Below are 23,813 nucleotides of genomic sequence, written 5' to 3'. Positions count from 1 at the left end.
GAGATTTTCAAAGTTATAGGAGGGTATGAAAAATGAAAAAAGTCTCAGTACCATCACTTTTGTTAATGATTATTCTTGTCGCATTTCCGCAAATTAGTGAAACGATTTACACACCGTCTTTACCGGACATTTCAAAGGCGTTACATGTAAGTAATAATGAGGTGCAGTTAACGCTTAGTGTGTATTTTGCTGGATTTGCTTTAGGTGTATTTTTTATTGGATGGCTATCAGATATAATTGGCCGTCGCTGGGCAATGTTATTTGGAATTGTTGTATACGGCGCTGGGAGTTTCTTGTGCTTTATTGCAAATTCCATTGAAGTTTTATTGGTAAGTCGTTTTATTCAAGCGTTTGGAGCAAGTGCAGGATCAGTTGTGACGCAAACGATTCTTCGTGAAAGTGTAGAAGGGCATAAGAGGCATGTTATGTTTGCTCAAATCTCGGCAGTCATTGCTTTTACACCAGCGATAGGACCGTTAATTGGTGGCTTTCTTGATCAAATGTTTGGATTTAAAATAGTATTTTTAAGTTTAGTAGTTATGAGTATCGGTATTTTTCTGTATACGTTTGTTTCTCTTCCTGAAACAAAAACGGGCTCAGTAACGAATAAAATAAATGTATTTTCAGTCTTGAAGAGGTTAATTACAAATCCGAAAGTGGTAACATATGGGTTGTTAATTGGAGGAGCAAATGGTGTTTTATTTAGCTATTACGCAGAAGCGCCGTTTATCTTTATTGAATATTTTCAATTATCGCCTAGTATGTATGGATTTCTAGGAATTGTTGTAGCGTCTGCTTCTATTGTTGGAGCGAAAATTTCAAAACGTTTACTTGCTACTTATAAACCAGAGAAAATTATATATATCAGTTGTCTCGTAATGACAGGAGGAGCTATCTTTTTATCTGTTATTACGTTTGTGGGATCAAATCCGAATGTAATATATATGGTTGTATTTTTAATAGCGATGTTTATATTGCTATTAGGAATTGGAGTAGCGTTACCTAATTGTTTAAGTTTAGCGTTAGTAGATTTTCAAGATGTCATTGGTACAGCTGGAGCGTTGTTTAGCTTAGGATACTATGTAATTGTAACGATGACAATTTGGGGAATGAGTCAATTGCATACGGGCTCGTTACTGGTGATGCCACTTTATTTTCTAGTTATTGTAGTTATAATGGCAGTGTTTACTAGGGTATTTATCTTTGGTAAGCAAACTTCGAAATCGATTTAAATATGAAAATGTAAAAGAGTCTCATTTTTTAATGAGACTCTTTTATATTTTATCCCGTTGTTTTGAGGCAGAAAGGTTTCTGCCTCAAAATTTGGCTGGGGTAAAGAAGTTAGTAGTTTATTAATATATTAAATTTCTTATTGGTATATGAATCGAATGTGTGGGAAATTACGTTATCAACTATAAAGGTTGAAGTATTTGAGATATGAAACCGAGGAAGATAGCATCTCCTCGGTTATTTATATTGTAATAATATACATGCCGGAATCATATTGAATAGATGTATTTTATTGTTAATTTAGTTAAAAATTAATCAGACTTATGTATAATAATTTATTGAAAAAATAATTGAATTTTTCAGATTAATGAATTAATATAAGGTAAGTAATTTTAAGATTTATAGAATATTGGAAGATGAAAGGTTTTGAGAATTTTATTAGGAGCACAAAACGATTTTAGGATAGCTTTAAAGCTAGTGTAAAATGACGTTTGCTTCATCATTTTCAGGGCCGAAAGGAGTTAGGGGAAAGCATCTTGTGTTAAAATGCGGCTATGAATCATCTAAGAGGGGGAAGTGAAGTGGCAAACAAAGAATTGAAAAGAGGTTTAGAAGCACGTCATATTCAAATGATTGCTTTAGGCGGAACGATTGGTGTTGGTTTGTTTATGGGATCAGCCAGCACAATTAAATGGACAGGTCCGTCAGTAATGCTTGCTTATGCAATTGCAGGTATTTTCATCTTCTTCATCATGCGTGCCATGGGAGAAATGTTGTATATGGAGCCAAGTACAGGCTCATTTGCGACATTCGGTCATAAGTATATTCATCCACTAGCTGGTTATATGACAGCGTGGAGTAACTGGTTCCAGTGGGTTATCGTTGGGATGTCAGAAATTATCGCGGTTGGAGCGTATATGCAATATTGGTTCCCGGATTTACCAGCTTGGATACCAGGTATAATTGCAATGGTTATTCTTGGTGCAGCTAACTTAATTTCTGTTAAGTCATTTGGTGAATTTGAATTTTGGTTTGCGATGATTAAAATCGTTACGATTCTATTAATGATTATTGCAGGATTTGGCCTTATTTTCTTCGGAATTGGTAACGGCGGAGAAGCGATTGGCATATCTAATCTTTGGTCAAATGGCGGTTTCTTTACAGGTGGTTTTTCAGGATTCTTCTTTGCATTATCACTTGTAGTTGGAGCGTATCAAGGTGTGGAATTAATCGGTATTACTGCTGGTGAAGCGAAGGATCCAAAGAAGACACTTACAAGAGCGATTCAAAGTACAATTTGGCGTATTTTAATTTTCTACATCGGTGCTATTTTCGTTATTGTAACTGTGTATCCGTGGGATCAATTAAGTACAATTGGTAGCCCGTTCGTAGCAACTTTTGCGAAGGTTGGTATTACGGCAGCAGCTGGCCTTATTAACTTCGTTGTTATTACAGCAGCAATGTCTGGTTGTAATAGTGGTATTTATAGTGCTGGTCGTATGCTTTATACGTTAGGTGTAAATGGACAAGCACCGAAATATTTCACGAAACTTTCTGGAAATGGTGTACCTTTATTTGGTACAGTTGGCGTAATTATCGGTCTGGCGGTTGGTGTTGTTTTAAGTTACATCGCACCGAAAAACTTATTCGTATATGTATATAGTGCGAGTGTACTTCCTGGTATGGTACCATGGTTCGTCATTTTAATTAGTCAAATCCGTTTTAGGAAAGAAAAGGGAGCAGAGATGAAAGATCATCCGTTCAAAATGCCATTTGCTCCTGTTACAAACTATTTAACAATTGCCTTTTTAATTATGGTATTAATCGGAATGTGGTTTAACGATGATACGCGCATTTCACTAGTTGTAGGTATCATTTTCTTAGCTATCGTTACAATTAGTTTCTATGCTTTCGGAATAGGAAAGCGGGCTCCGTTAGACGTTCAAAATAATAAAGAAATTTCAAGTAAATAAAGAAGAGGCTGTTCATCTGGAACAGCCTTTTCTTATTGTTGTTATTTGTTGATAAATTGATATAACTTGTCGAATCGTTGATATAATTTGATTTGTGATAGATATATTTGAAAAATCGTTGATATATTGTACGTTATGATAGATATATTCGAAAAATTGTTAATATAATTTCACATACTATCTGTCACTATCATGATTAAAATTTTTCTAATACGATTTTCCCAATGGTGTGCCCGCTTTCAAGTAGTGCATGTGCTTTCTTTAAGTTTTCAGCGTTAATCGGTGTTAATGTTTCATTTAAAGTAAGAATTCTTTACTTCTATATTATAGTTGGTGAAATACTGCTATGTAAAAAAATATCCTCTTTTTTATGCAAGCTGCACTGATAGTCTAGAAGGAGTTTATTTCTAAAAAGAAGAATTTTTTAATGTATTACTTTATCCAAAACTAAATGTAAAGGTGGATACATAATGACAGTAAAGAAACTTTGTTTCATCCCAGCAGGTCGTTGTATGTTGGATCATTCGTCTGTTAACAGTGCGTTAACACCGGGGAAACTATTAAACTTGCCGGTGTGGTGTTATCTTTTGGAGACGGAAGAAGGTCCTATTTTAGTAGACACAGGTATGCCAGAAAGTGCAGTTAATAATGAAGGGCTTTTTAACGGTACATTTGTTGAAGGACAGATCTTACCGAAAATGACTGAAGAAGATAGAATCGTGAATATATTAAAGCGTGTAGGGTATGAGCCGGACGACCTTTTATATATTATTAGTTCTCACTTACATTTTGATCATGCAGGAGGAAACGGTGCTTTTACAAATACACCGATTATTGTGCAGCGAACGGAATATGAGGCAGCACTTCATAGAGAAGAATATATGAAAGAATGTATATTACCGCATTTGAACTACAAAATTATTGAAGGGGATTATGAAGTGGTACCAGGTGTTCAATTATTGTATACGCCAGGTCATTCTCCAGGCCATCAGTCGCTATTCATTGAGACGGAGCAATCCGGTTCAGTTTTATTAACGATTGATGCATCATACACGAAAGAGAATTTTGAAGATGAAGTGCCGTTCGCAGGATTTGATCCAGAATTAGCTTTATCTTCAATTAAACGTTTAAAAGAAGTTGTGAAAAAAGAGAAACCAATTATTTTCTTTGGTCATGATATAGAGCAGGAAAAGGGTTGTAGAGTGTTCCCGGAATATATATAGTGCAAAAAGTCATGAGTTCGCGTGCTCATGACTTTTTCGTTTAAATAATTTTTTTAAATAAATTATAAACTTTTTGTGAACTATCTTCGTTTAACTGATAGTACGTAAGGTTTACATCATCAGGAGTATCTTGCTGCGCAATCATCACTTCGCTGCTGTGATGATCAACTACCCATATGAAATATTTTTTATAAGTTCCATCCTCGAAAGTAATCCACATATCACAATCTATTAAATCTGATCCTTCTTCATCCAATGTTAATTTGCCTTTTTTTGCGGTATTCATACTGTTAATAAACGTTTTTAATTCATCTGTTTTTGTGAGAAAGATATCCTTTTTTGTTTTAATTGATTCTACATGTATATCTTTTATTTCCTGTTTACCTAAAAAAACAGGAGGCTTATTTGGATCTCGCGAGCTTGAAATAATAGTAGCTTTCTTTTTCGGTTTGTTTGCAGTATAGAGATCTTGAATAGATTTTCCCGAGTTTATAAACCATACAATTCCACAAATAATCAATACGCTACCTAGCAATAAAATAATTTTTTTAATAGGATTTTCTCCTCTCTATTACTTCGTGTGAAGAGCTTTTCTATTAATATATGATAGGTAAGCGTAAAGTATTATAGTTGAACTTGGTTATGCTTCACAGTTTTTATCGGGCGATCTATGAGTAAATTGTAAGTGAGCCCAATTAATACGAAAATGCCACCGATAACTTTCCCGATCGAGAGTTCATTTGTCAGGAAGAAATCAATAATAGTCCCCGCAAATAATTGTCCGATAAAGATGAGTAATGTTAAATAAAAGGCTGATATTTTAGGAGTAATATAGTTGGATAATGAAATAACGATAACGCCTACTAATCCGCCTAAGTACACGGCGATAGGAATAGATTGCAACGTATGAATAGGGATATACAATGAATCTGAACTGAAAATTAAAAATAACATAGAGAAAAATAATCCAGTAATATAATTGAAAAACGTGCCTTCCCAGTTTCCAATTTCCTTTGCTAAATTCGCGTTAATAATTCTAGCAACGACGATAGAAACACCAGCTAAAATAGCGATAGTAATATATAACATATTTTTGCCTCCATTAATAAATTGTCATGATTATAATTCCAGAAGAGATGAAACATAATCCAATTAGTTTTTTCTTTTCAAACTTTGCAACTTTCATTCCTAATAAGCCGAAATGATCGATAATGATGGAAGCAATGGATTGGCCGAGTAAACTTAATGCGATCGTAATAGAGGCACCAAGGACGGAGAAACTTATATTATTAAAAAGAACAGTGAATACTCCAATCGCTCCAGCGCTATATAAAAAAAGCGGAATACCTTTATCGAAATGAATTTTATGTTTGTTTAAGATTAAAACGAAAATAACTGCAATTAAACCGACAAGGTGAATGACAACGCTTGCTGTATACTTTCCAATTAACTCGGATAAAATTCCGTTTAATGGAAGCATAACGGCGATGAGCACACCAATAAAGACAGAAAGAAAGTTATACAATGTAATATCCCCTTTATATTTCATATTTGTAATGACTGTATCATGCTGAAATTGTGTATTGTTATGACATATGTCATAGTGGAAGAAGAAAATTTTGATTACAATGGGGATGAGTTGTAAAGGTGGGGAACTATGAAGAAAGTATGTAATTCTATTAAATTAGCAGAGTATATAAAGCAAAATAATATTGATTCATTTTTTAGTCATGATATGAAGCCATATATGGAACTTATATTTTTTAAAAAGAATGAGTTTATTTGTAGAGAAAATGAAGAGATAGATTATTTATATTTCTTTGTTGAAGGAAAAGCGAAAGCGTTTAACACATTAAGTAACGGGAAATCGGTATTATTATGTTTTTACGATAGTTTGCAGTTACTTGGAGATGTGGAGTTAATTCATTCTCAAAGAATCACTTCAAACGTACAAGTGATGGCAGATTCGTATTGTGTGGGTTTACCTTTAGGAAAGGTGAGAAATAAGCTATTTCATGATGCGAAATTTTTAAGATGTATTTGCGGATCATTGGCACATAAATTAAACCGACTTTCCAAAAACAGTACAATTAATTTATTGTATCCGCTTGAAAATAGACTTGCGAGTTACATGTTAGCAGCAGGAGAACGAGCAGTTCAGCATGAAAATAGAATTGTGTTTAGTGGGAATTTAACGGAAATAGCGGAGTTGTTAGGAACGAGCTATCGGCATTTATTACGTACTTTGAATCTCTTTTGTGATAAAAATATAATCAAGAAAAACAATGGTTGTTTTGAAGTAGTGAATGTAGAAGTTTTGAGGGAATTGGCTGCAGATGTTTATAAATAATATATTAAAGTAGGGATTAAGATGAAAATAGCTATAATTTCAGATATCCACGGAAATAGTCACGCTTTAAAATCGGTATTAAAAGATATTACACGTCGCAAGGTCGAAATGATAATAAATTTAGGAGATAGTGTGTATGGGCCGTTAGAGCCTCTAGAGACAATTGAAATATTAATGAGTAGCGAGATGATACATATTAAAGGCAATTGTGATCGCATGCTTTGGGAACCTATACAAGAGCAATCTGCTACACTAACTTTTGTTCAAAATCAATTAACAAATTATCATATAGGTTGGTTAAAACAACATCCTTCACAATTTATTGTAGACGATATGTTATGTTGTCACGGTACGCCAACTTCAGATGAAGTGTATTTGTTAGAAGAGATGAATGAGAATGGTGCAATATTAAAGAATGAAAAAAATATAATGGATCAACTCCAAAATATAGAACAAAAAATAATAGTATGTGGTCATACACATATTCCTAGAGTTGTTTATTTAGCGAACGGAAAGATCATTATAAATCCAGGAAGTGTAGGACTTCCAGCATACAAAGATGAGTTACCTGTTATGCATAAAATGGAATCAGGAACTCCGCATGCAAAATATGTAGTGATAGAAAAGGTTTTGGGAGAATGGACAATTGAACAAATTTCAGTTCCTTATAATTGGGAAGAAGCTGCTGGATTGGCTGTTCAACAAGAAAGATATGACTGGGCACAGGCGCTAAAGACTGGGAAGGTAGAATGAAGGAGCGTTTACTTTATGGTCAACTGGTTTTGTTCAAAATTATAATTGGATTGAAATTGAACAGGCAGTGAATGAGAAAGGATTTCCTAATCATATAAAGGGAATCAGTCCAGTAAAAGGATTGTATTATATCGGTTTACCATGGCAATCTCAAAGGGGTTCCGCACTTATTTGTGGTGTAGGAAAGGATGCAGCGTATGTACTTTCTGAAATCAAAAAAATAGATCAGTAGCGATAACTACTGATCATCCATATGTACATGAATTAGGAGAGGTCAAACATTTATTAACTTTATTATAATAGATTTTTACGGAATTAAAAACTGAAAATTCAAATTTAATGTTGAGAAAGTTTTTTGTATCGAAATATATGAAAAAATAGGGATTTTTATTGAAATAGAAAAAGATATTTCTATTTTAGTAAATTATGATATAGTCTAAATAAGCGTTTTTTTTCATAAATGTAATTATTTTCATTGTAGTTTTGTTTATATGAGGGAAGGAGAAGTAATTATGAAGTTTGATGATCAACGCTTATTAGGAGTCCGATTAGGTTCTGTACTTGTGACAGAGGAAAATCAATATTTAGTAATTAAGAAAAAAGATCATTATGCACTGTTAAATATACATAATTTAGAATGCACACATGTTGAAGTGCAGTTAGAACATTTGGAAGAAATGTTGCGGGAAGATTTCCAAGAAAGTATAACGGAGATTATCGCACCAGAACATATAAAAATTGTTGCGAAAAATGTTATATAGATAAAGAAGCTGGAAGGAACAGCTTCTTTATTTTCATTATAAGGATAACGTTTTTACAACCTCACCAATGATCCCTTCCATTTGATGAACACCTAAATCGGAATTGGTCATAATAACAGCACCATTCCCGCAGTATGGATAACAAACCATCATACATTGAAATCCAACGCCCCATCCGAGTGAATAAATCTGTAATTCTTCATTAGAATCATCTAGAAAAACACCTAATCCAGTCCATTTTGAGCAACCTTGAGGAGAAATCATGTCTAGTACAAATTTTTGAGAAAGTTTTAGTTTACCCTTTCCTTGTAAGGAATAAATGATTTCAATAACTAAAGCTGATAAGTTAGTGAAATAAAACAAATGAAAGTTAGTAAGGGGGAATATTTATGGAATTCTGGATGGTTATACCGATAGTAGCCTTTGGTTTCATTTATATCGCTGAAAAATTAGCTACAATTGAAAAGAAAAATGATGCGCGTTTAAAGAGAATTGAAGATAGATTACAATTAATTACGAAAGAAATGGGAATTGTAGAAAGAGAACCTGAAATTAATAAAGAACTACGCCAGCTTGTAGAAGAAGGCAAAAAAGTTACAGCAGTTAAGAGAGTAAGAGAAGTTTTTGGTTTTTCCTTACTAGAAGCGAAGCAATATGTTGATAAATTATAAAAAAGATCATCCATTTGGGTGATCTTTTTTACTGCACCATGCGTGTATTTACATCAGCCGCGATTATAAAGTGTTCAATTATATGGAACAAACACTGAAGATAAATTGTCTAATATAGGTAATAACTATTTGGCTTGAAGGAAAGGGTTGATGACATGAAAAAGAATACGTTGTTAAAAGTAGGATTATGTGTAGGTTTACTAGGAACAATTCAATTTGTTAGCACAATTTCTTCTGTACAAGCATCACAAAAGGTAGAGAAAACAGTAATAAAAAATGAGACGGGAACCATTTCAATATCTCAGTTAAACAAGAATGTATGGGTTCATACGGAGTTAGGTTCTTTTAATGGAGAAGCAGTTCCTTCGAACGGTCTAGTTCTTAATACTTCTAAAGGGTTAGTACTTGTTGATTCTTCTTGGGATGACAAATTAACGAAGGAACTAATAGAAATGGTAGAAAAGAAGTTTCAGAAGCGTGTAACGGATGTCATTATTACACATGCGCACGCTGATCGAATTGGCGGAATAAAAACGTTGAAAGAAAGAGGAATTAAAGCGCATAGTACAGCATTAACCGCAGAACTAGCAAAGAAAAGTGGATATGAAGAGCCACTTGGAGATTTACAAACCGTTACAAATTTGAAGTTTGGAAATATGAAAGTAGAAACATTTTATCCAGGGAAAGGGCATACAGAAGATAATATTGTCGTATGGTTACCGCAATACAATATTTTAGTTGGAGGCTGTTTAGTGAAATCTACGTCCGCGAAAGATTTAGGAAACGTTGCTGATGCTTATGTAAATGAATGGTCTACATCGATTGAGAATGTGCTGAAGCGATATAGAAATATAAATGCAGTAGTGCCTGGTCATGGGGAAGTAGGGGACAAAGGATTATTTTTACATACATTGGATTTATTAAAATAAGAAATTGTAGAAATACAAAAGAGAGGAGAAATAATTTTCTCCTCTCTTTCTTCTAACTATATTTAAATGCTGGATCTGTCGATTACGCCAGCATATATTACTGAGATTTTAATTCCAAGTATACAAATACTAGTACTGTCATAATTGCTATAACAACGTAAGTAGCATCAAGCATTATAAGTGTTTTTAAAGTTTCAGTCATCGTAATTCACTCCTGTTATAAAAATATAACATGATCTTTTTATTGATTAGATAAGAGATCATAAAGATAAAATGTATATGAAATTTCTTAAGTAGCTTCTATATAAATATATCATATAAATAATGTAAGTAATGTTAAGATAATGTAAATGTATTGTAAATAAAAAGGTTTACAATAAAGACTTTAATAAAAAATGATAGTTCCTTAAAATGACAAATGCGCTCTTCTTTCTATTGAATGATAGAAAGAAGAGCGTATTTTTATATCTATTTCATATGTGATGAATTGCAACTATTTGTACATGGGATTCAAAAATTTTTTTCGTTGTATATATTTCTCCAAATTAATTAGCTATTTAAAAGTATCGAAAGATGTGTGTACACTAATGCATATTTTTTAGTGTCAATAAAAATATTATGTCAACAATATGAACTGTCACAAATCTTTATATATTATTGTGATTGATATCACATCACTTTTTTTCAATGGGTATTATGCTTAAGGTGTAATGAATGATTGGGAGAGGGTGGGATGATATGTTTTGTTATCAATGTGAACAAACGCCAGCAGGCGGATGTAAAGTAATGGGTGTGTGCGGCAAGAATGAAACGATTGTGAGTTTACAAGATACGATTGTGTTTGGGCTAAAAGGAATTGCAGCTTATCGCACACATGCTGCTCAGCTAGGATATACGGATGCATTTGTAGATGCTACAACACAAGAAGCTTTATATATGACATTAACAAATTCTAACTTTAACGAACAAGAGCATATTGATATGGCTATGAAAGTGGGGAAATCAGCTTTACGGGTGATGGAATTATTAGATGAGGCACATACGAATCATTTTGGTGTGCCAGAGCCTGTACAAATTACACAAAATCGTGTAGAAGGTAAAGCAATTGTAGTTACGGGTCATAATTTATTTGCACTAGAAGAACTATTAAAGCAAACAGAAGGAAAAGACATTAATATTTATACGCATTCTGAAATGCTACCAGCACACGGATACCCGCAGCTGAAAAAATATAAACATTTAAAAGGAAACATCGGTAAGGCATGGTATGATCAAAGACGCCTTTTTGAAAAATTTACTGGTGCCATATTAGCTACAACGAACTGTGTTATGCCAATTAAAGGCTCGTACTCTGATCGATTCTTTTCATATGACATTGCAGGTTTAGAAGGTGTACAAAAAATTGAAAATGATGATTTTACACCATTAATTCAAAAAGCACTAGAACTTCCAGAAATACATATGGAGTCGGATGAACAGTTAGTGACAGGGTTTCATCATAATACAGTATTATCATTAGCTCCAGAAATTATTGATGCAGTAAAAGAGGGGAAAATAAAGCGTTTCTTTGTTATCGCGGGTTGTGATGCACCGGGAAAAGGCGGAGAATATTATCGTGAATTAGCAACGTCACTTCCGCCAGAAACGGTTATTTTAACAACTTCTTGCGGGAAATTCCGCTTTAATGATGTGGATTACGGTGTTGTACCTGGTACGGAAATTCCGCGTTACATTGATTTAGGACAGTGCAATAATTCAATTTCTACAGTGAAAATAGCGGCTGCTTTAGCTGATGCTTTCCAATGTGAAGTGAATGAATTGCCAGTAAGTATTGTGCTATCATGGTTTGAACAAAAAGCGGTTGCCATTTTACTCGGGCTATTTAGTCTTGGGATTCAAGATATTCGCATCGGTCCAAAGGCTCCTGAATTTATTTCACCTGGCGTGCTTGATGTATTACAAGAAACATTTGGTTTAAAACTAATTACAAATGCAGCAGAAGACATGGCTATGATGTTATCGTAACGGAAAAGATGTTTTCACTTAATTGTAGCTTTATAAATCATTTGTATGTATGTGAGTAAACGTACATACAAATGATTATTAATAAAGAAAATCTGCTATATCTATAAATTTTATAATTTTATAAAGCTTTTAAAGTGTAACACCACATGCCCATCACCTTAAGATTTTAAGTATCCCCAAAACGAAATTTCTACATGAATATCTATAATTTTACCTCTTTTTCATTTGATTTGAAAATAAGCTTTCTATTTTTAAAAACCAACGATACCACCTCAAATTATATGAATAAAATCCATTCATTTATTAGGAAAATGGATTGAAAATAATAAGGTAGACTAAAAATTAAAATATTATTTATGATAATCATTCTTTTATAAAATTTAAATTAGAAATAGCCCTACTCATTTTGATTGCGCATTTTCAAAATGGAGGGGCTTTTTTACTGTAAAATCAATAACTGCAGCTTATTTTTGTTGAAAAAATTCTCATTCTTATTTTGAAAGTGATATGGGTACATTTACATTCACATCAATCTTTTATTATGAAGTGGCCCTTGAATATATTGTTTTTTATTGACAGACATAAAAATGATTTATTTGCCGTATTGATAATTTATAGACGTTATAATAAAATGTTTACGTATATATAAACTTAATTTATTCTTGTTTGGTTTTATTGTGAGGTTAGGCAGTGTGGATAACAATAAAATAATGAATATATCACCTGCAAAAAGAATGAAACCAATACGGAGAAGATGATTTCGTTAAAAATTCGAAAAATAAGCGTTATTAGCTCTTGAAGAAAAATGACTAGAAAAATTATAAGCATATGGAAAATAGGGTTATACAAAAAGTCCTAAAGGGGGACGGAATTATGGAGAAAAGAAAGTATTCAGTAACACCACAAGATCGAATGAATTATGTATTAGGTCTTTATTCTGCAGATCAACAAATTAATGCAGTTCTTTATTTTCCTGTAGGTATATCAAAGGATATACTTGAAGAATCAGTAAGGATAACGTTGCAATTGCAACCAGTTTTGAACAGCCGGTTTGTAGAAAATGATATTCCTTACTGGGAGGAACATTCATCTGACACTAATTCATCTATTTGCTTTTTTGCAGAAGGAAATAATCAAGAACTTGAAATAATGGCAATAGATTTTATTAAGGAACCTGGTGATCGTATTCAGGGGCCTATGGTTCAAACGAAATTATTACGGGGCACTACAACAGATATGTTAGTTGTGAAATTGTCTCATCTATGTTCAGATGGTGCAGGAGTCAAGGAATATATTAAATTGCTTGGAACGATATATACTCACCTTTCATTGGGATGGTCTAAGAAGCAAATTATAAAGGAATTTGATGAGGGAAATGAGAGTTGTCGAGATCAATTACATGTATTCAAATACGCTGGAATATCGAACATAAAAAGTGCGTATCGTCCTAACCAAGAACAACAGGCATCGTTATGGTCTTTTCCATCTCAACCTAACAAAAATAAATTTCCCCAAATGTCCGTACGGCGATTGAGCCATGAGCAAACTCTACGTTTAACCCAATGGACAAAAGCTCAACAGGCTACCTTGAATGATGTAATCATGACTGCATACTTCCGAGCTTTATCACATTTCACTGTGTATGCAGAACCGCGCACTGCAGAAAAAATGATTGGCTTGACAATTGATTTACGTCGATATCTGCCTAATAATACAACTGGTGCTATTTGCAATTTATCCGGTATGGAAATGCCAGTGATTAAAATGGAAGACGATGAAACATTTAAGCAGACTCTTGTTCGAGTTAAACAATCAATGGATAAAATAAAGTCTCAAAATCCAGGTCTTTCTTCAGCAGCAGGAATGGAGTTACTGGCAGAAATGAAGCTATCTACAGTGAAGGAAATGTTTAATCAGCAATATGAACAGGCTGTACAGATGGGAATGGCATTGCCGTTACTGACAAATTTGGGAGTAATCGCTGATGAATCTATTCAGTTTGGTGAAATTCAAGCTGAGGACGGGTATATGACATCACCTATTATGTATGCACCATTCTTTTCAATGGGAGCAAGCTCTTATAATGGAAGGCTTACATTTACGATCGGTTATCATGCGCCGGATACATCAAAAGAAAAGGTAGAAAAATTTTTAGATAGTGTTGCTAATCAACTATCAGAAATAAAATAAAAGAGAATATAGAGAACAGATTTCTAACAGAATTGTATTTTAGGGGCTCGTATCATGTACGGATAATCTCTGGAAATTTTCTCTGATCGCACTTGCCTTTATGCTTTATATGCAATGGGAATGGTAGTGAGAAACAATTTGTATCGTGAAAAAACAAGATATATCGGTATAAAAACAATAAAACAGAGCTGATTTAAATTACACTTTGAATCAGCTCTGTTTTACTAGTTTGATGGCCCTTACAACAAAAAAGGAGGCTGTATCCGGTTAGGGTAAAGCGGATTTTTAATTTTTTTGAAAATAAAGTTGACATCCACAACTACTTAGTCATACAATGTAGTTGTAATAAGTAATACTGAATAGTGTGGTTTTACTCAAAAGCTATTCAGTAAAAAATTCGCCTTAGTACTCTGTGATACTGAATATAAGTCAGACAGAATAGGGGGTAAAGGAGGATCAGGACATGGAAAATTTAACTGAAATGCTAAAAGGTTCACTGGAAGGGTGTGTACTGGAAATCATCAGTCGCCGTGAAACGTATGGCTATGAGATTACCCGCCATCTGAATGATCTTGGGTTTACCGAAGTTGTGGAAGGTACGGTGTATACCATCCTTGTACGATTAGAGAAGAAAAAGCTTGTGAATATTGAAAAGAAACCATCAGATATGGGACCGCCTCGTAAGTTTTATTCATTAAATGAAGAGGGCCGCCAAGAGCTTGAATTGTTTTGGAAAAAATGGGATTTTGTATCGTCAAAAATTAACGTCTTGAAGTCAAAATAGGTTCATAAGATAAAATGTTCCGGCCGATACTTTGGGAATTTCTTGTTCGGTTTTATAAAAAAGGAGGAAAATAAGATGTTAGAAATGTTTAAAAAGTTAATTGGTGATAAAAAAGAGTACAAAATGATGATGGCACGAGTTGAGGCTCTGCCAGAGGACTACCAATTTGTATTTAAGAAAATTCAAAACTACATGTGGAATTTCTCAGCGGGTAACGGGATGGATATGTTACACATACAGTATGAATTAATCGATTTGTTTGAAGCTGGTGCAGCAGAAGGAAGACAAGTGCTTGACATTACTGGGGATGACGTGGCTTCCTTTGCTGACGAACTAGTGGCAAATGCTAAAACTTACGTCTCCAAGTATCGTGAAGATTTGAATGAAAGTATTATGAAGAAATTGAGAAAAAAATAAATGGAATAAGTAATACCGACTGATTAGCTGGTTACACATATGAATTGCCACCATAGCTATTCAGTTATATTTTTAGCTCGGTACTAAGTGATACAGAATATCAGTGGTACTAAATAGATAGAGGTAAATAAATTATCTCCGCAAAACATTTTTATAGGGAGGAAAAAAGTATGAGTCATGCAGCGATTTCTATAAAAGGCTTGAAAAAATCCTTTAAAGACAAGGAAGTTTTAAAAGGGGTAGATTTTGAGGTGCAGCGTGGAGAAATTTTCGCGCTGCTAGGCTCAAATGGAGCGGGAAAGACGACAACGGTCAACATCCTTTCGACACTCATGAAGCAAGATAGTGGTGAAGTAAGTATTTGCGGATTTGGTGTACAGCGTCAACCAAATCATGTTCGTCAAAGTATCAGTTTGACAGGGCAGTTCGCAGCTTTAGACGGTATGCTGACTGGGAGGGAAAACTTGATAATGATTGCTAGGCTACGTGGTGTTTCCAGTCCCGCTCAAGTTGCTGACAATCTACTTGCAAGATTTAGCCTGACTGATGCGGCAAACCAAAGGGCAGATCAGTATTCAGGCGGGATGAAGCGCCGGCTTGATATCGCGATGAGTTTGATTGGGGCGCCAGCAGTTATTTTTCTTGACGAACCAACGACTGGACTCGATCCTGAAGCGCGGATTGAAGTGTGGGATACAGTCAAGGAACTTGCTGATAGTGGTACAACTATTTTGCTTACGACTCAGTACTTGGAGGAAGCAGAACAACTGGCTGATCGTATCGCAATTTTGCATGGTGGAAAAATTATTACGACAGGTACTCTTACTGAACTGAAAGAGATGTTCCCACCGGCAAAAGTGGAGTATATCGAGAAGCAGCCTACATTGGAAGAAATATTCCTTGCGATCATTGGCAAAAAGGAGGAGATGTAAATGAAAAGCAAAACAGGGGTATTACTTGGGCGCTTAATGCGCAATATTATGCGTAGTCCAGATACAATTATTACGGTAGCGATTACACCGATTATGATGATGCTATTGTTTGTATACGTATTTGGTGGGGCTATACAGACAGGAACAGATAACTACGTCAATTATTTATTGCCGGGAATTTTGCTAATGGCTATCGCATCCGGTGTAGCGTACACTTCCGTGCGACTCTTTACGGATGTAAAGAGTGGGCTGATGGCACGTTTCATTACGATGCCTATTAAGCGTTCATCGATATTGTGGGCTCATGTTTTAACCTCTCTTGTTGCTAATGTACTTACTATCGTTGTAGTTATTCTTGTTGCGCTCTTAATGGGTTTCCGTTCCAGTGCGAATATTCTAGATTGGCTTGCAGTAGCTGGGATACTAGGAATGTTTACGTTAGCGCTAACATGGTTGGCTATCATTCCAGGGCTGACGGCAAAGTCTATGGAAGGGGCGACAGCCTACTCGTACCCACTAGTTTTTCTTCCATTTATTAGTTCAGCCTTCGTACCTACCGAAACGATGCCAAAAATTGTTCGTGTGTTTGCAGAGAATCAGCCTGTAACTTCAATCGTGAATGCGATTCGTGCTCTTTTATATGAAGGAACTGTTGGAAACGATATTTGGATTGCGCTCGCTTGGTGCGTCGGAATTATGGTTATTGCTTACTTCTTTGCTAGTAAAGCATTTAAACGTCAGCTAGGGTAAGTGAATGAAATCATCCGGAATAATATATTTTTTTGAAAAAGCACGGGAAGATTTTCCGTGCTTTAATAATTCATTCATACTTCGCTTAATTGTAGTAGTTTTAAAGTAAATAGGAGAATAATAAATCGAATACACGTGCCTGGAAATATGGTATGTTAACACTTAACTAAAATGACTTGTTAATAAACAGAATATTCCGTGTGAATATAGAGGTTATCGTTGTGGTGTGTTATATTTATACTTATAAGGTATATAATGTATAAATTAATCGTTTAGGGGATGAAAAAGGGAGAGGTTCAAATGAAATGGTATTTATATACTCTCAAAAACTATGCGAAATTTAGTGGGAGAGCTACGAGAAAAGAGTACTGGATTTTTACTTTATTTAATAAGGTTACGTTTTGGTCATTAATATATTTGGCCTCTTATTCTTCGTCTGCCTTTTACTTAAGAGCCAATATTACCTTGCTATATATAACAATTTTTATCGTTCCTACTCTGGCAGTGGAAGCTCGTCGATTACATGATAGTGGAAAAACAGGATGGTGGCAGCTATTAAATTTGGTGCCATTTGGAGGAGCGGTTCTACTTGTGTTTTGTATCATTGAAAGTGATGAAGGTGAGAATAAGTATGGACCAAATCCACATTCAAATCTTAAACAAGCAATTTAATGTGTTTATAGAAAACTCTAATATAAAAGGTATGAACTAAAAGTTAGTTCATACCTTTTTTGTTGTATTATTCATAGAAGCCTCGTTCAGTAGTGAGCGCTTAAACTCAATATTTTGAGGTTTAACTGATCACTGCTTATGGGGAATATAAACATAATCGCTCTTGTAAATCTTTTAATATTTCTTCAGGCATTTCCCTAATTGTAATATCCTTCCCTAGAAAAAGCAGCCAATTTATTATTTCCGTCACTTCATCGGGATTGTTAACATTGATAAAAGTTTTTAAAATGGCTGTGGATTGGTAAGGATTAGTATAAGATATTGAAATTTTTAAAGGATGGTATTTTTTGAACTGGGCAATTGCTGTCGGACCAAGTTCAAGTACAAGGTTAATTGCTTCAGCCTTCTTACTTAGTTTTTCTAAAATCTTTTTCTTATTGAGCCTTTTATTCGTCGTGTATGGTTCGATATTGATGAGATCATCGACAGGAAACATTAACTTCTTTTCTTCTTTTAAGTCAAATCCTTCAATAATCCAATGGCTTTTTTCTTGATAAAGGTGTAATAGATAAATTGGATAAGACTTAATTTCTTCATCTTTTTTAATGGTAATCAATAAATGGTTATCCAAAAGAAGGATTTGAATGAGTTTTTCTAACATAGGATGGGGGAGATCAGAAAGCTCAAGTAGATCGGGATTATGAGGATTAGTTCCTTGGAACAGCAAGAGTTGATTTAAAAGAACAAGGTCATCCTGCTGGGTTTCTGAGATGAGTCCTAGTAGTTTTTCGGCTAAAGATTGATGACTCTTTAGGTAGGGAAGTTGTTGATTCCTCGTAGCCATAAAGGCAATAAAAAGAGCTTTCACTTCATTATCAGTAAAGCGAACAACGGGCAGGATAGAATTATGCATAACAAAATATCCACCCGTTCTCCCAACTTCAGCGACAAGTGGCATTCCCATAGCTTCAATTTCTCTAATGTCTCTAATAGCTGTCGATCTTGATATGTTAAATTCTCGTATGATTTCAGAAATTGTAAAGTGGGAGCGGTTGTTGATATATCGCATAATTGTATTGATCCGTTCAACTTTTTTCATGTTGGTCTCCTAAACAGTATCATTTTTTGACATGGTTTAAAGATATTATAAACGTATCAGATGAAAAGATAAATCGTTTGATTAATAAAAAAAGAGGCAGGTTTTGCATATGAAAAATTATACTATAGAAGAAAAAGATAGCTTTATTGTGTTAGGTATTGGAACTGAAATTAAGAGTGAATATACAGACTTTGCTGGAATAAATAAAGAAAAGGAAGCCTTTTGGTCGGCTGTTAAAGAAGATGGAAGGCTGGACACTTTAAAAGCTTTAGCGACAAATGAATACATTTTTTCTGTGAGCGAAGCGGTGAATAACAAAATGATGTATTATGCGGGTGTCATGACAGAAGCACAAATAGAAGAAGAATCTAGAGTAATTCAGTTTCCGAGGGGAGAATACTTAGTAGTAAAAGGGGAAGACAAAACAGCTGAAGAGTTAAGTAATAAGTTGACTGGCATCGCCTTCGGTCAAGCTTTACCAGATGCAAATGAGTTTGCTTATGTTGGTGGACCAAATACGACGGTTGAGATGGGGAAAAGAAACGGCTTAGTGTTTGGTGAAATGTGGATTCCAGTTGTTAGGAAGTAAAGTGATAAAAGATACGAATAGGGGAAGTAGAGGCTAACAATCTTGGATTGTTGGCCTTTTTAACATGAATATAATATTCATGTGCTGCTACACAGTATGTTCTGATAAAATGGAATGAAAGGGAATTACTGTAAGGTGGTGGTGGGGTGAATAAAAAAAGGCTATTTGAGCTATTCATAGTAACGTTTGTTTTTCTATTCCTTCATGTAAGTACATTTACAAATAAGAAGTTTAACGATAAATTGGGTGCTTTTACTTACATTGTTTTATTTCTTATGCTTACTATCAACGCTATATTTATAGAAAGGTATTTTGGTGATATACAAAAGTGGATTCGAAATATTACATGTTGCTTTGCTTTATTCGTAGTGGTTTTAGTAGCTCTATGGATAGGTTATTTTTAGTCCTTACTTAAGAGAATGAGAAATATGTGATTACACTATATTCGATCCGATAATATTACTTAGCTGCATCGGTTTATATTAATTTTTTCTCTCCCCAATCATGATAAAATGTATAATAGGAAATTTTATGTAACATAAAGGGGGAAGGTTTATGGTCAGCTTGAGTACCTTGATAGCTTTTGCAATTGTTTCGCTTAGCATGGTTTGTTCACCTGGGCCTAATATGATTTATCTCATTTCCCGTTCCATTACGGAGGGACGTATGGCGGGATTTATTTCTTTATTGAGCATCATGCTCGGATTTGTAATCTATATAATCGCAACTATGTTTGGACTTACAGTTCTATTCCTTGCGGTTCCCGCTGTATATGAAGCAGTAAAGTGGGCAGGTGCTGCTTACTTACTCTGGCTAGCTTGGAATTCGATTAAACCGGGTGCTATATCTATTATGGAACCTCGTACGATTTCTAATGAACCACCACGGAAATTATTTTTAATGGGACTAATGACTAATCTTCTGAATCCAAAGATTGCTATTTTGTATGTATCACTTTTACCTCAATTTGAAGATCCAGAGAAGGGATCGTTGCTTTTTCAAGGTGCAGTTTTGGGCCTTACGCAAATCACTGTTAGCTTTATAGTTAACCTTCTAATTGTATGCACAGCAAGTAAAATTGCGAAATGGTTTGGCACACGTCCAACGTGGCTGCGAGTCCAGCGTTGGCTTATGGCAAGTGTATTGACAGGTCTTGCAGTACGTTTAGCTTTTGAACGTCGACAGTAAGAGTATATAAAAAAATTAAAAATGCTTTTTAATGAAGAAATTAAATTTTATAGTGATGGTACAACAAGTACAGAAGCGAATCCTACCCACGTATATGGAGAAAAAGGAACATATAATGTGGAACTAACAGTGGAAGATAGTAGAGGAAAAGAAAGTAAAGAACAAACAAATGTTACTGTAAAACAAGAACCGCAAACAGGTGGATCCCTCGAAGAGGAGAAGGACTTCCAATACGCTTGTAAAAGGGAATCTGAGTACTCCTGATCAGACAGATGTTTAAACGTTTGATGTTATAGTTCTGAAAGAAGTAGTTATTTCTGTGATAAATGAACAAAATATTGGGATGACATGGGTACTTTATCATGAATTAGACATGTAAAATTACGTAGCTTGTGGTAAAGATGAAGGAAATACTATAAAGGGAAAACTCGTAGCGAAACAAGGAAAATATTATTTGAATGTGTATAAATCCGATGATAAGAATGGTGAATATTCATAAAGTATACTTAATATCAGTAATTCATATAATTAGGAGTGGTTTCTATATTTAGAGAAAATACAAAAAGGATACTTCTGTCATTAGTAACAAATCCAATACTAATAATTGTATACGGGATCTTTTGCTATGAGTTGGCCTTATACTGTAAGTACGGAAGAATGAATTATAATATTTACATTTTGTTATTGTGTATAGTACTTTTTATATCCATAACTACATTTACTACAATGCGGGTGATAAAAAATAGAGAATATGAATCTAAAAAATTAACAAATTCAATAGCATGGAGATCCATTTCTATTATCATTATTGTTGCAATTACATCATTTTATGGGATGCAGATTTATAAAAGTGCAATAAATTACAATGGCAAATTGGCATGGTTTATAGAAAAGTTAAAACATGAAAGGTCAGTTAAACTTAAACATAATAATATATATAAATCTGGAGTAGAAGGTATTTTTGAAGATATAAATAAAAAATATCCTTTGCCAAAGAAATTGTATATGGCAACTGATTTTGATCTTACATTTCATTCAGATGGAACAATCACAGCGTTTGATACATTTGTTTATGGGAAAAATGTTGATGGGAAAGAAGAAACTTATTTAATCTCTTATAATAAGGAGAAATCAGAAGATATTACTATAATACGAGATGGATATGCAAAGCCTGATTATAATGATGATAAATTAGTAGAACCTTTAATTAAAACGGTTAAGGCGATCCCAGTTAAGCAAACGGTCAAAAAATGGAATGAAAGTAAGTATGGGTTGATTTATTATGGAAAAAGAAATTGGGGATCCAATACAGAGGGAATTATTAATATTACTGAGGATGGTAAGAGGCAGAGTGTTAAAGAAGCAGCTTCTGATATCATTGGATATACTGTATCTATATTTGTCCCTGGAAAAGAGAAAGAGCTAGTCCCTGCTAGATATAATTTAATAAGTGACGCAAGTTGGAGTAAATCAAAGACGCCTCCAAAAGAAGATATGCTTAAAGAGAAGGAACAACAAGATTTAAAGAATGAAAAAGAACAGTTTTTCCTATCGAAAGAAGTTGGTTATAAACTAAATATGACAGATAAAGCATTAGGGAGCGCTTTTTATTCATTAAGCAAGACCAGTGATGAAGGGAAAACATGGGAGGTTATCAATCCAGACCCATTTAATGGGGGGATTGGTAGTGTATCAGGAATCATTTTTATAAATGATAAACTTGGGTTTTTAGGAGCAATTAGGCCTTCTGGTAATGAAGGAGAGTTATATCGCACAGATGATGGGGGAGTATCTTTCAAAAAGGTAGAATATCCGCCGCATGAAGTGAAATTAGATCATACACAGTCCACAATAAGTCCTTTTGATTCTCCTAGTATGCCATATGAGAAAGATGGGGTTTTTAATATGTTAGTTGGACAAGGGGCAGATGGAGACTACAATGGCGATAGTAGTGCACTTTATCAATCAAAAGATAACGGAGAAACATGGGAATTTGTAGAAGAAGTGAAAAAGAAATAATCAGAATGTCTTTTTGAAAAATAAGGTAACTACTGAGCTATACATTTCATGACGGACAGGAACAATTTACGAGTGAAATAATTAAAGTTCTTTCTCATGCTAGAGATTGGTTAATATGGTCTACTATTCTTGCATCTTCCATCATGTATACTGTTACTTTATATAAGAATCATCCAGATATCAGAAAAATTATACATGCTCGTTTTGAAAAAATAAAGCAACGAATAAAATATTAATGTAACTAATAAAAACGTTATTCTTTCTAGTAATTTTGCTTGTTTAGAAAGAATAACGTTTTTGTTTTTTAATACTCAAGTAATAGTTTACCTGCAGTTCCTATAATATAATTTATTGAATTTTAATATACTTTATGTATAACAGATATTTACCTTATAAAATAAGGGGGATATTATGACTGAGACAAACAAATCTTCAGGAGTCAATTTGAAAAAAGATGTGAAGTTTTCTATTATAATTCCTGCACACAATGAAGAAAAGTACATTAGAAAATGTTTAGATTCAATTGCAAAGGCATCAGAGGCATATAAAGAGCAAACGGAAGTTATAGTTGTTTTAAATCGTTGCACAGATAAAACAGAGGAAATAGCAAAATCTTATAATTGTGTTACATTGAAAAATAACGATAAAAACTTATCTAAAATTCGAAATGCAGGGGCTAAAATAGCTAATGGAGAAATAATCGTCACTATAGACGCTGATACCATAATGACAGAGTCTATGTTGTCTAATGTAGATAAATATTTAGCTTCAGGTAAATACATTGGTGGTGGGGTAAATGGAAAGTTTGAAAGAATATCTTTAGGAATATTTCTCTCCGCAATGTTAATAATCATCCCCTTACTTTTTAAGTACGGAGCTATATCTGTAGGGATTTTTTGGTGCTATAGAAAAGACTTTATGGCAATCAACGGATTTAATGAAAACATGCTTATGGCAGAAGATGCAGATTTCGCTAAACGGTTAAAAGAATGGGGAAAGAAAAATAATAAGAAATTCGGTACTATTAAAAATGGAATGATAACTTCATGCAGAAGATTTGATACATATGGAGACTGGACTTTACTTAAAAATCCAAAAGTAATTTTAGCTTATCTAAAAGGAAATGATAGAAAATACGCAGATAAGACATATTATGATAACCAAGAAAGATAAAAATGGAGAAAACCGGTAGAAAATAGTTAGTGCTTTTTTAGATATAATGAGAATCCAACTTAATTTAATAGATATTATAAGAAAA

24 protein-coding genes and 5 pseudogenes are annotated in these 23,813 nt (G+C 34.0%); 23 read left to right on the top strand and 6 right to left on the bottom strand.

The features are described 5' to 3' along the window. Positions 1 to 32 precede the first annotated feature (32 nt). Together ACS2CR_RS16660 and ACS2CR_RS16655 are read left to right on the top strand one after the other, a co-directional pair. A complete protein-coding gene (locus tag ACS2CR_RS16660; RefSeq protein ID WP_438906068.1) occupies positions 33 to 1,232 on the top strand; it encodes a multidrug effflux MFS transporter in 1,200 nt (399 codons plus the stop codon). A gap of 579 nt (positions 1,233 to 1,811) precedes the next feature. After that, the gene (locus tag ACS2CR_RS16655) at positions 1,812 to 3,203 is read left to right on the top strand and encodes an amino acid permease (RefSeq protein ID WP_001284405.1); all 1,392 of its coding nucleotides are present in this window, start codon (positions 1,812 to 1,814) and stop codon (positions 3,201 to 3,203) included. A 196-nt stretch (positions 3,204 to 3,399) separates the two neighbouring features. Here ACS2CR_RS16655 and ACS2CR_RS16650 read toward each other — a convergent pair. Further along, positions 3,400 to 3,507 (bottom strand): annotated as a pseudogene (locus ACS2CR_RS16650) (zinc-binding alcohol dehydrogenase family protein); the annotation flags it as partial. A 166-nt stretch (positions 3,508 to 3,673) separates the two neighbouring features. On the opposite strand from ACS2CR_RS16650, the gene aiiA reads away from it, so the two are divergent. Next, positions 3,674 to 4,426: a quorum-quenching N-acyl homoserine lactonase AiiA gene (aiiA, locus tag ACS2CR_RS16645; protein WP_053512647.1), complete on the top strand. Its 753-nt coding sequence runs from the start codon at positions 3,674 to 3,676 to the stop codon at positions 4,424 to 4,426. 40 nt (positions 4,427 to 4,466) lie between these two features. Here the strand turns inward: aiiA and ACS2CR_RS16640 are convergent, their stop codons facing one another. From ACS2CR_RS16640 to ACS2CR_RS16630, 3 genes are all read right to left on the bottom strand, one after another. Beyond that, positions 4,467 to 4,961, bottom strand: a complete 495-nt coding sequence (locus ACS2CR_RS16640; protein ID WP_053512646.1) for a hypothetical protein — start codon at positions 4,959 to 4,961, stop codon at positions 4,467 to 4,469. An 89-nt stretch (positions 4,962 to 5,050) separates the two neighbouring features. Further along, positions 5,051 to 5,515, bottom strand: a complete 465-nt coding sequence (locus tag ACS2CR_RS16635; protein WP_000965812.1) for a DMT family transporter — start codon at positions 5,513 to 5,515, stop codon at positions 5,051 to 5,053. Between the two features lie 13 nt (positions 5,516 to 5,528). Next, positions 5,529 to 5,975, bottom strand: a complete 447-nt coding sequence (locus ACS2CR_RS16630) for a DMT family transporter (protein ID WP_002103413.1) — start codon at positions 5,973 to 5,975, stop codon at positions 5,529 to 5,531. Between the two features lie 108 nt (positions 5,976 to 6,083). On the opposite strand from ACS2CR_RS16630, the gene yeiL reads away from it, so the two are divergent. The 4 genes and pseudogenes from yeiL to ACS2CR_RS16610 all read left to right on the top strand — a co-directional run bounded on the left by yeiL (position 6,084) and on the right by ACS2CR_RS16610 (position 8,290). After that, on the top strand, positions 6,084 to 6,776 hold the full coding sequence (yeiL, locus tag ACS2CR_RS16625; protein ID WP_000754824.1) for a transcriptional regulator YeiL: 693 nt from the start codon (positions 6,084 to 6,086) through the stop codon (positions 6,774 to 6,776). A 21-nt stretch (positions 6,777 to 6,797) separates the two neighbouring features. Continuing rightward, a complete protein-coding gene (locus tag ACS2CR_RS16620) occupies positions 6,798 to 7,529 on the top strand; it encodes a metallophosphoesterase family protein (protein WP_053512645.1) in 732 nt (243 codons plus the stop codon). Positions 7,530 to 7,542: 13 nt separating this feature from the next. Next, positions 7,543 to 7,761 (top strand): annotated as a pseudogene (locus ACS2CR_RS16615) (oxidoreductase); the annotation flags it as partial. Between the two features lie 280 nt (positions 7,762 to 8,041). Then, positions 8,042 to 8,290: a hypothetical protein gene (locus ACS2CR_RS16610; RefSeq protein ID WP_000666948.1), complete on the top strand. Its 249-nt coding sequence runs from the start codon at positions 8,042 to 8,044 to the stop codon at positions 8,288 to 8,290. Between the two features lie 36 nt (positions 8,291 to 8,326). On the opposite strand, the pseudogene ACS2CR_RS16605 reads toward ACS2CR_RS16610, so the two are convergent. Next, positions 8,327 to 8,641, bottom strand: a pseudogene (locus tag ACS2CR_RS16605) (penicillin-binding protein); the annotation flags it as partial. Positions 8,642 to 8,679: 38 nt separating this feature from the next. Between ACS2CR_RS16605 and ACS2CR_RS16600 the strand changes: the two are divergent. From ACS2CR_RS16600 to ACS2CR_RS16560, 9 genes are all read left to right on the top strand, one after another. Further along, the gene (locus ACS2CR_RS16600; RefSeq protein ID WP_053512643.1) at positions 8,680 to 8,961 is read left to right on the top strand and encodes a hypothetical protein; all 282 of its coding nucleotides are present in this window, start codon (positions 8,680 to 8,682) and stop codon (positions 8,959 to 8,961) included. A 155-nt stretch (positions 8,962 to 9,116) separates the two neighbouring features. Beyond that, positions 9,117 to 9,890 carry a BcII family subclass B1 metallo-beta-lactamase gene (bla2, locus tag ACS2CR_RS16595; protein WP_053512642.1) on the top strand — a complete coding sequence of 258 codons (774 nt, stop codon included), beginning with the start codon at positions 9,117 to 9,119 and terminating at the stop codon, positions 9,888 to 9,890. A 738-nt stretch (positions 9,891 to 10,628) separates the two neighbouring features. Further along, a complete protein-coding gene (hcp, locus tag ACS2CR_RS16590) occupies positions 10,629 to 11,915 on the top strand; it encodes a hydroxylamine reductase (protein ID WP_053512672.1) in 1,287 nt (428 codons plus the stop codon). 873 nt (positions 11,916 to 12,788) lie between these two features. Further along, entirely contained in the window at positions 12,789 to 14,105 is a 1,317-nt protein-coding gene (locus ACS2CR_RS16585; RefSeq protein WP_153602457.1) for a condensation domain-containing protein, read from the top strand. Positions 14,106 to 14,568: 463 nt separating this feature from the next. Beyond that, positions 14,569 to 14,889 carry a PadR family transcriptional regulator gene (locus ACS2CR_RS16580; RefSeq protein ID WP_000429488.1) on the top strand — a complete coding sequence of 107 codons (321 nt, stop codon included), beginning with the start codon at positions 14,569 to 14,571 and terminating at the stop codon, positions 14,887 to 14,889. A gap of 75 nt (positions 14,890 to 14,964) precedes the next feature. Next, a complete protein-coding gene (locus ACS2CR_RS16575) occupies positions 14,965 to 15,306 on the top strand; it encodes a DUF1048 domain-containing protein (protein WP_000891986.1) in 342 nt (113 codons plus the stop codon). Positions 15,307 to 15,476: 170 nt separating this feature from the next. After that, the gene (locus tag ACS2CR_RS16570; RefSeq protein ID WP_153602458.1) at positions 15,477 to 16,238 is read left to right on the top strand and encodes an ABC transporter ATP-binding protein; all 762 of its coding nucleotides are present in this window, start codon (positions 15,477 to 15,479) and stop codon (positions 16,236 to 16,238) included. Further along, positions 16,239 to 16,988, top strand: a complete 750-nt coding sequence (locus ACS2CR_RS16565; protein ID WP_000837827.1) for an ABC transporter permease — start codon at positions 16,239 to 16,241, stop codon at positions 16,986 to 16,988. It abuts the gene before it with no gap. Between the two features lie 300 nt (positions 16,989 to 17,288). Then, a complete protein-coding gene (locus tag ACS2CR_RS16560) occupies positions 17,289 to 17,660 on the top strand; it encodes a DUF805 domain-containing protein (protein ID WP_000872434.1) in 372 nt (123 codons plus the stop codon). Between the two features lie 136 nt (positions 17,661 to 17,796). Here the strand turns inward: ACS2CR_RS16560 and ACS2CR_RS16555 are convergent, their stop codons facing one another. After that, positions 17,797 to 18,759: a helix-turn-helix transcriptional regulator gene (locus ACS2CR_RS16555; RefSeq protein ID WP_153602459.1), complete on the bottom strand. Its 963-nt coding sequence runs from the start codon at positions 18,757 to 18,759 to the stop codon at positions 17,797 to 17,799. A 109-nt stretch (positions 18,760 to 18,868) separates the two neighbouring features. Here ACS2CR_RS16555 and ACS2CR_RS16550 point away from each other — a divergent pair, with 109 nt between their 5' ends. The 7 genes and pseudogenes from ACS2CR_RS16550 (at position 18,869) to ACS2CR_RS16520 (ending at position 23,728) form a co-directional block, all read left to right on the top strand. Beyond that, the gene (locus tag ACS2CR_RS16550) at positions 18,869 to 19,348 is read left to right on the top strand and encodes a GyrI-like domain-containing protein (RefSeq protein ID WP_000801032.1); all 480 of its coding nucleotides are present in this window, start codon (positions 18,869 to 18,871) and stop codon (positions 19,346 to 19,348) included. Positions 19,349 to 19,494: 146 nt separating this feature from the next. Further along, entirely contained in the window at positions 19,495 to 19,752 is a 258-nt protein-coding gene (locus ACS2CR_RS16545; RefSeq protein WP_016111510.1) for a DUF3963 domain-containing protein, read from the top strand. Between the two features lie 151 nt (positions 19,753 to 19,903). Then, positions 19,904 to 20,536 (top strand): LysE family translocator, encoded by a 633-nt coding sequence (locus ACS2CR_RS16540; RefSeq protein WP_053512640.1) that lies wholly within the window; start codon positions 19,904 to 19,906, stop codon positions 20,534 to 20,536. 24 nt (positions 20,537 to 20,560) lie between these two features. Continuing rightward, positions 20,561 to 21,035, top strand: a pseudogene (locus ACS2CR_RS16535) (PKD domain-containing protein); the annotation flags it as partial. Positions 21,036 to 21,070: 35 nt separating this feature from the next. Further along, on the top strand, positions 21,071 to 22,555 hold the full coding sequence (locus ACS2CR_RS16530) for a WD40/YVTN/BNR-like repeat-containing protein (RefSeq protein WP_074643706.1): 1,485 nt from the start codon (positions 21,071 to 21,073) through the stop codon (positions 22,553 to 22,555). Positions 22,556 to 22,596: 41 nt separating this feature from the next. Next, positions 22,597 to 22,791 (top strand): annotated as a pseudogene (locus tag ACS2CR_RS16525) (hypothetical protein); the annotation flags it as partial. Positions 22,792 to 22,966: 175 nt separating this feature from the next. Continuing rightward, the gene (locus ACS2CR_RS16520; RefSeq protein ID WP_053512638.1) at positions 22,967 to 23,728 is read left to right on the top strand and encodes a glycosyltransferase; all 762 of its coding nucleotides are present in this window, start codon (positions 22,967 to 22,969) and stop codon (positions 23,726 to 23,728) included. Positions 23,729 to 23,813 lie beyond the last annotated feature (85 nt).

Origin of the sequence: Bacillus cereus group sp. BceL291 (assembly GCF_051776705.1) — a bacterium.
GTDB classification, from domain to species: Bacteria; Bacillota; Bacilli; order Bacillales; family Bacillaceae_G; genus Bacillus_A; species Bacillus_A cereus.
This window is presented reverse-complemented; position numbering and strand designations above follow the sequence as displayed.

Bases quoted from the DNA above. Each gene is read 5' to 3' on its own strand.
- ACS2CR_RS16660 (WP_438906068.1), top strand. From the start codon at position 33: ATGAAAAAAGTCTCAGTACCATCACTTTTGTTAATGATTATTCTTGTC.
- aiiA (WP_053512647.1), top strand. From the start codon at position 3,674: ATGACAGTAAAGAAACTTTGTTTCATCCCAGCAGGTCGTTGTATGTTG.
- ACS2CR_RS16635 (WP_000965812.1), bottom strand. From the start codon at position 5,515: ATGTTATATATTACTATCGCTATTTTAGCTGGTGTTTCTATCGTCGTT.
- ACS2CR_RS16630 (WP_002103413.1), bottom strand. From the start codon at position 5,975: ATGAAATATAAAGGGGATATTACATTGTATAACTTTCTTTCTGTCTTT.
- yeiL (WP_000754824.1), top strand. From the start codon at position 6,084: ATGAAGAAAGTATGTAATTCTATTAAATTAGCAGAGTATATAAAGCAA.
- ACS2CR_RS16620 (WP_053512645.1), top strand. From the start codon at position 6,798: ATGAAAATAGCTATAATTTCAGATATCCACGGAAATAGTCACGCTTTA.
- ACS2CR_RS16610 (WP_000666948.1), top strand. From the start codon at position 8,042: ATGAAGTTTGATGATCAACGCTTATTAGGAGTCCGATTAGGTTCTGTA.
- ACS2CR_RS16600 (WP_053512643.1), top strand. From the start codon at position 8,680: ATGGAATTCTGGATGGTTATACCGATAGTAGCCTTTGGTTTCATTTAT.
- bla2 (WP_053512642.1), top strand. From the start codon at position 9,117: ATGAAAAAGAATACGTTGTTAAAAGTAGGATTATGTGTAGGTTTACTA.
- hcp (WP_053512672.1), top strand. From the start codon at position 10,629: ATGTTTTGTTATCAATGTGAACAAACGCCAGCAGGCGGATGTAAAGTA.
- ACS2CR_RS16585 (WP_153602457.1), top strand. From the start codon at position 12,789: ATGGAGAAAAGAAAGTATTCAGTAACACCACAAGATCGAATGAATTAT.
- ACS2CR_RS16580 (WP_000429488.1), top strand. From the start codon at position 14,569: ATGGAAAATTTAACTGAAATGCTAAAAGGTTCACTGGAAGGGTGTGTA.
- ACS2CR_RS16575 (WP_000891986.1), top strand. From the start codon at position 14,965: ATGTTAGAAATGTTTAAAAAGTTAATTGGTGATAAAAAAGAGTACAAA.
- ACS2CR_RS16570 (WP_153602458.1), top strand. From the start codon at position 15,477: ATGAGTCATGCAGCGATTTCTATAAAAGGCTTGAAAAAATCCTTTAAA.
- ACS2CR_RS16565 (WP_000837827.1), top strand. From the start codon at position 16,239: ATGAAAAGCAAAACAGGGGTATTACTTGGGCGCTTAATGCGCAATATT.
- ACS2CR_RS16560 (WP_000872434.1), top strand. From the start codon at position 17,289: ATGAAATGGTATTTATATACTCTCAAAAACTATGCGAAATTTAGTGGG.
- ACS2CR_RS16555 (WP_153602459.1), bottom strand. From the start codon at position 18,759: ATGAAAAAAGTTGAACGGATCAATACAATTATGCGATATATCAACAAC.
- ACS2CR_RS16550 (WP_000801032.1), top strand. From the start codon at position 18,869: ATGAAAAATTATACTATAGAAGAAAAAGATAGCTTTATTGTGTTAGGT.
- ACS2CR_RS16540 (WP_053512640.1), top strand. From the start codon at position 19,904: ATGGTCAGCTTGAGTACCTTGATAGCTTTTGCAATTGTTTCGCTTAGC.
- ACS2CR_RS16520 (WP_053512638.1), top strand. From the start codon at position 22,967: ATGACTGAGACAAACAAATCTTCAGGAGTCAATTTGAAAAAAGATGTG.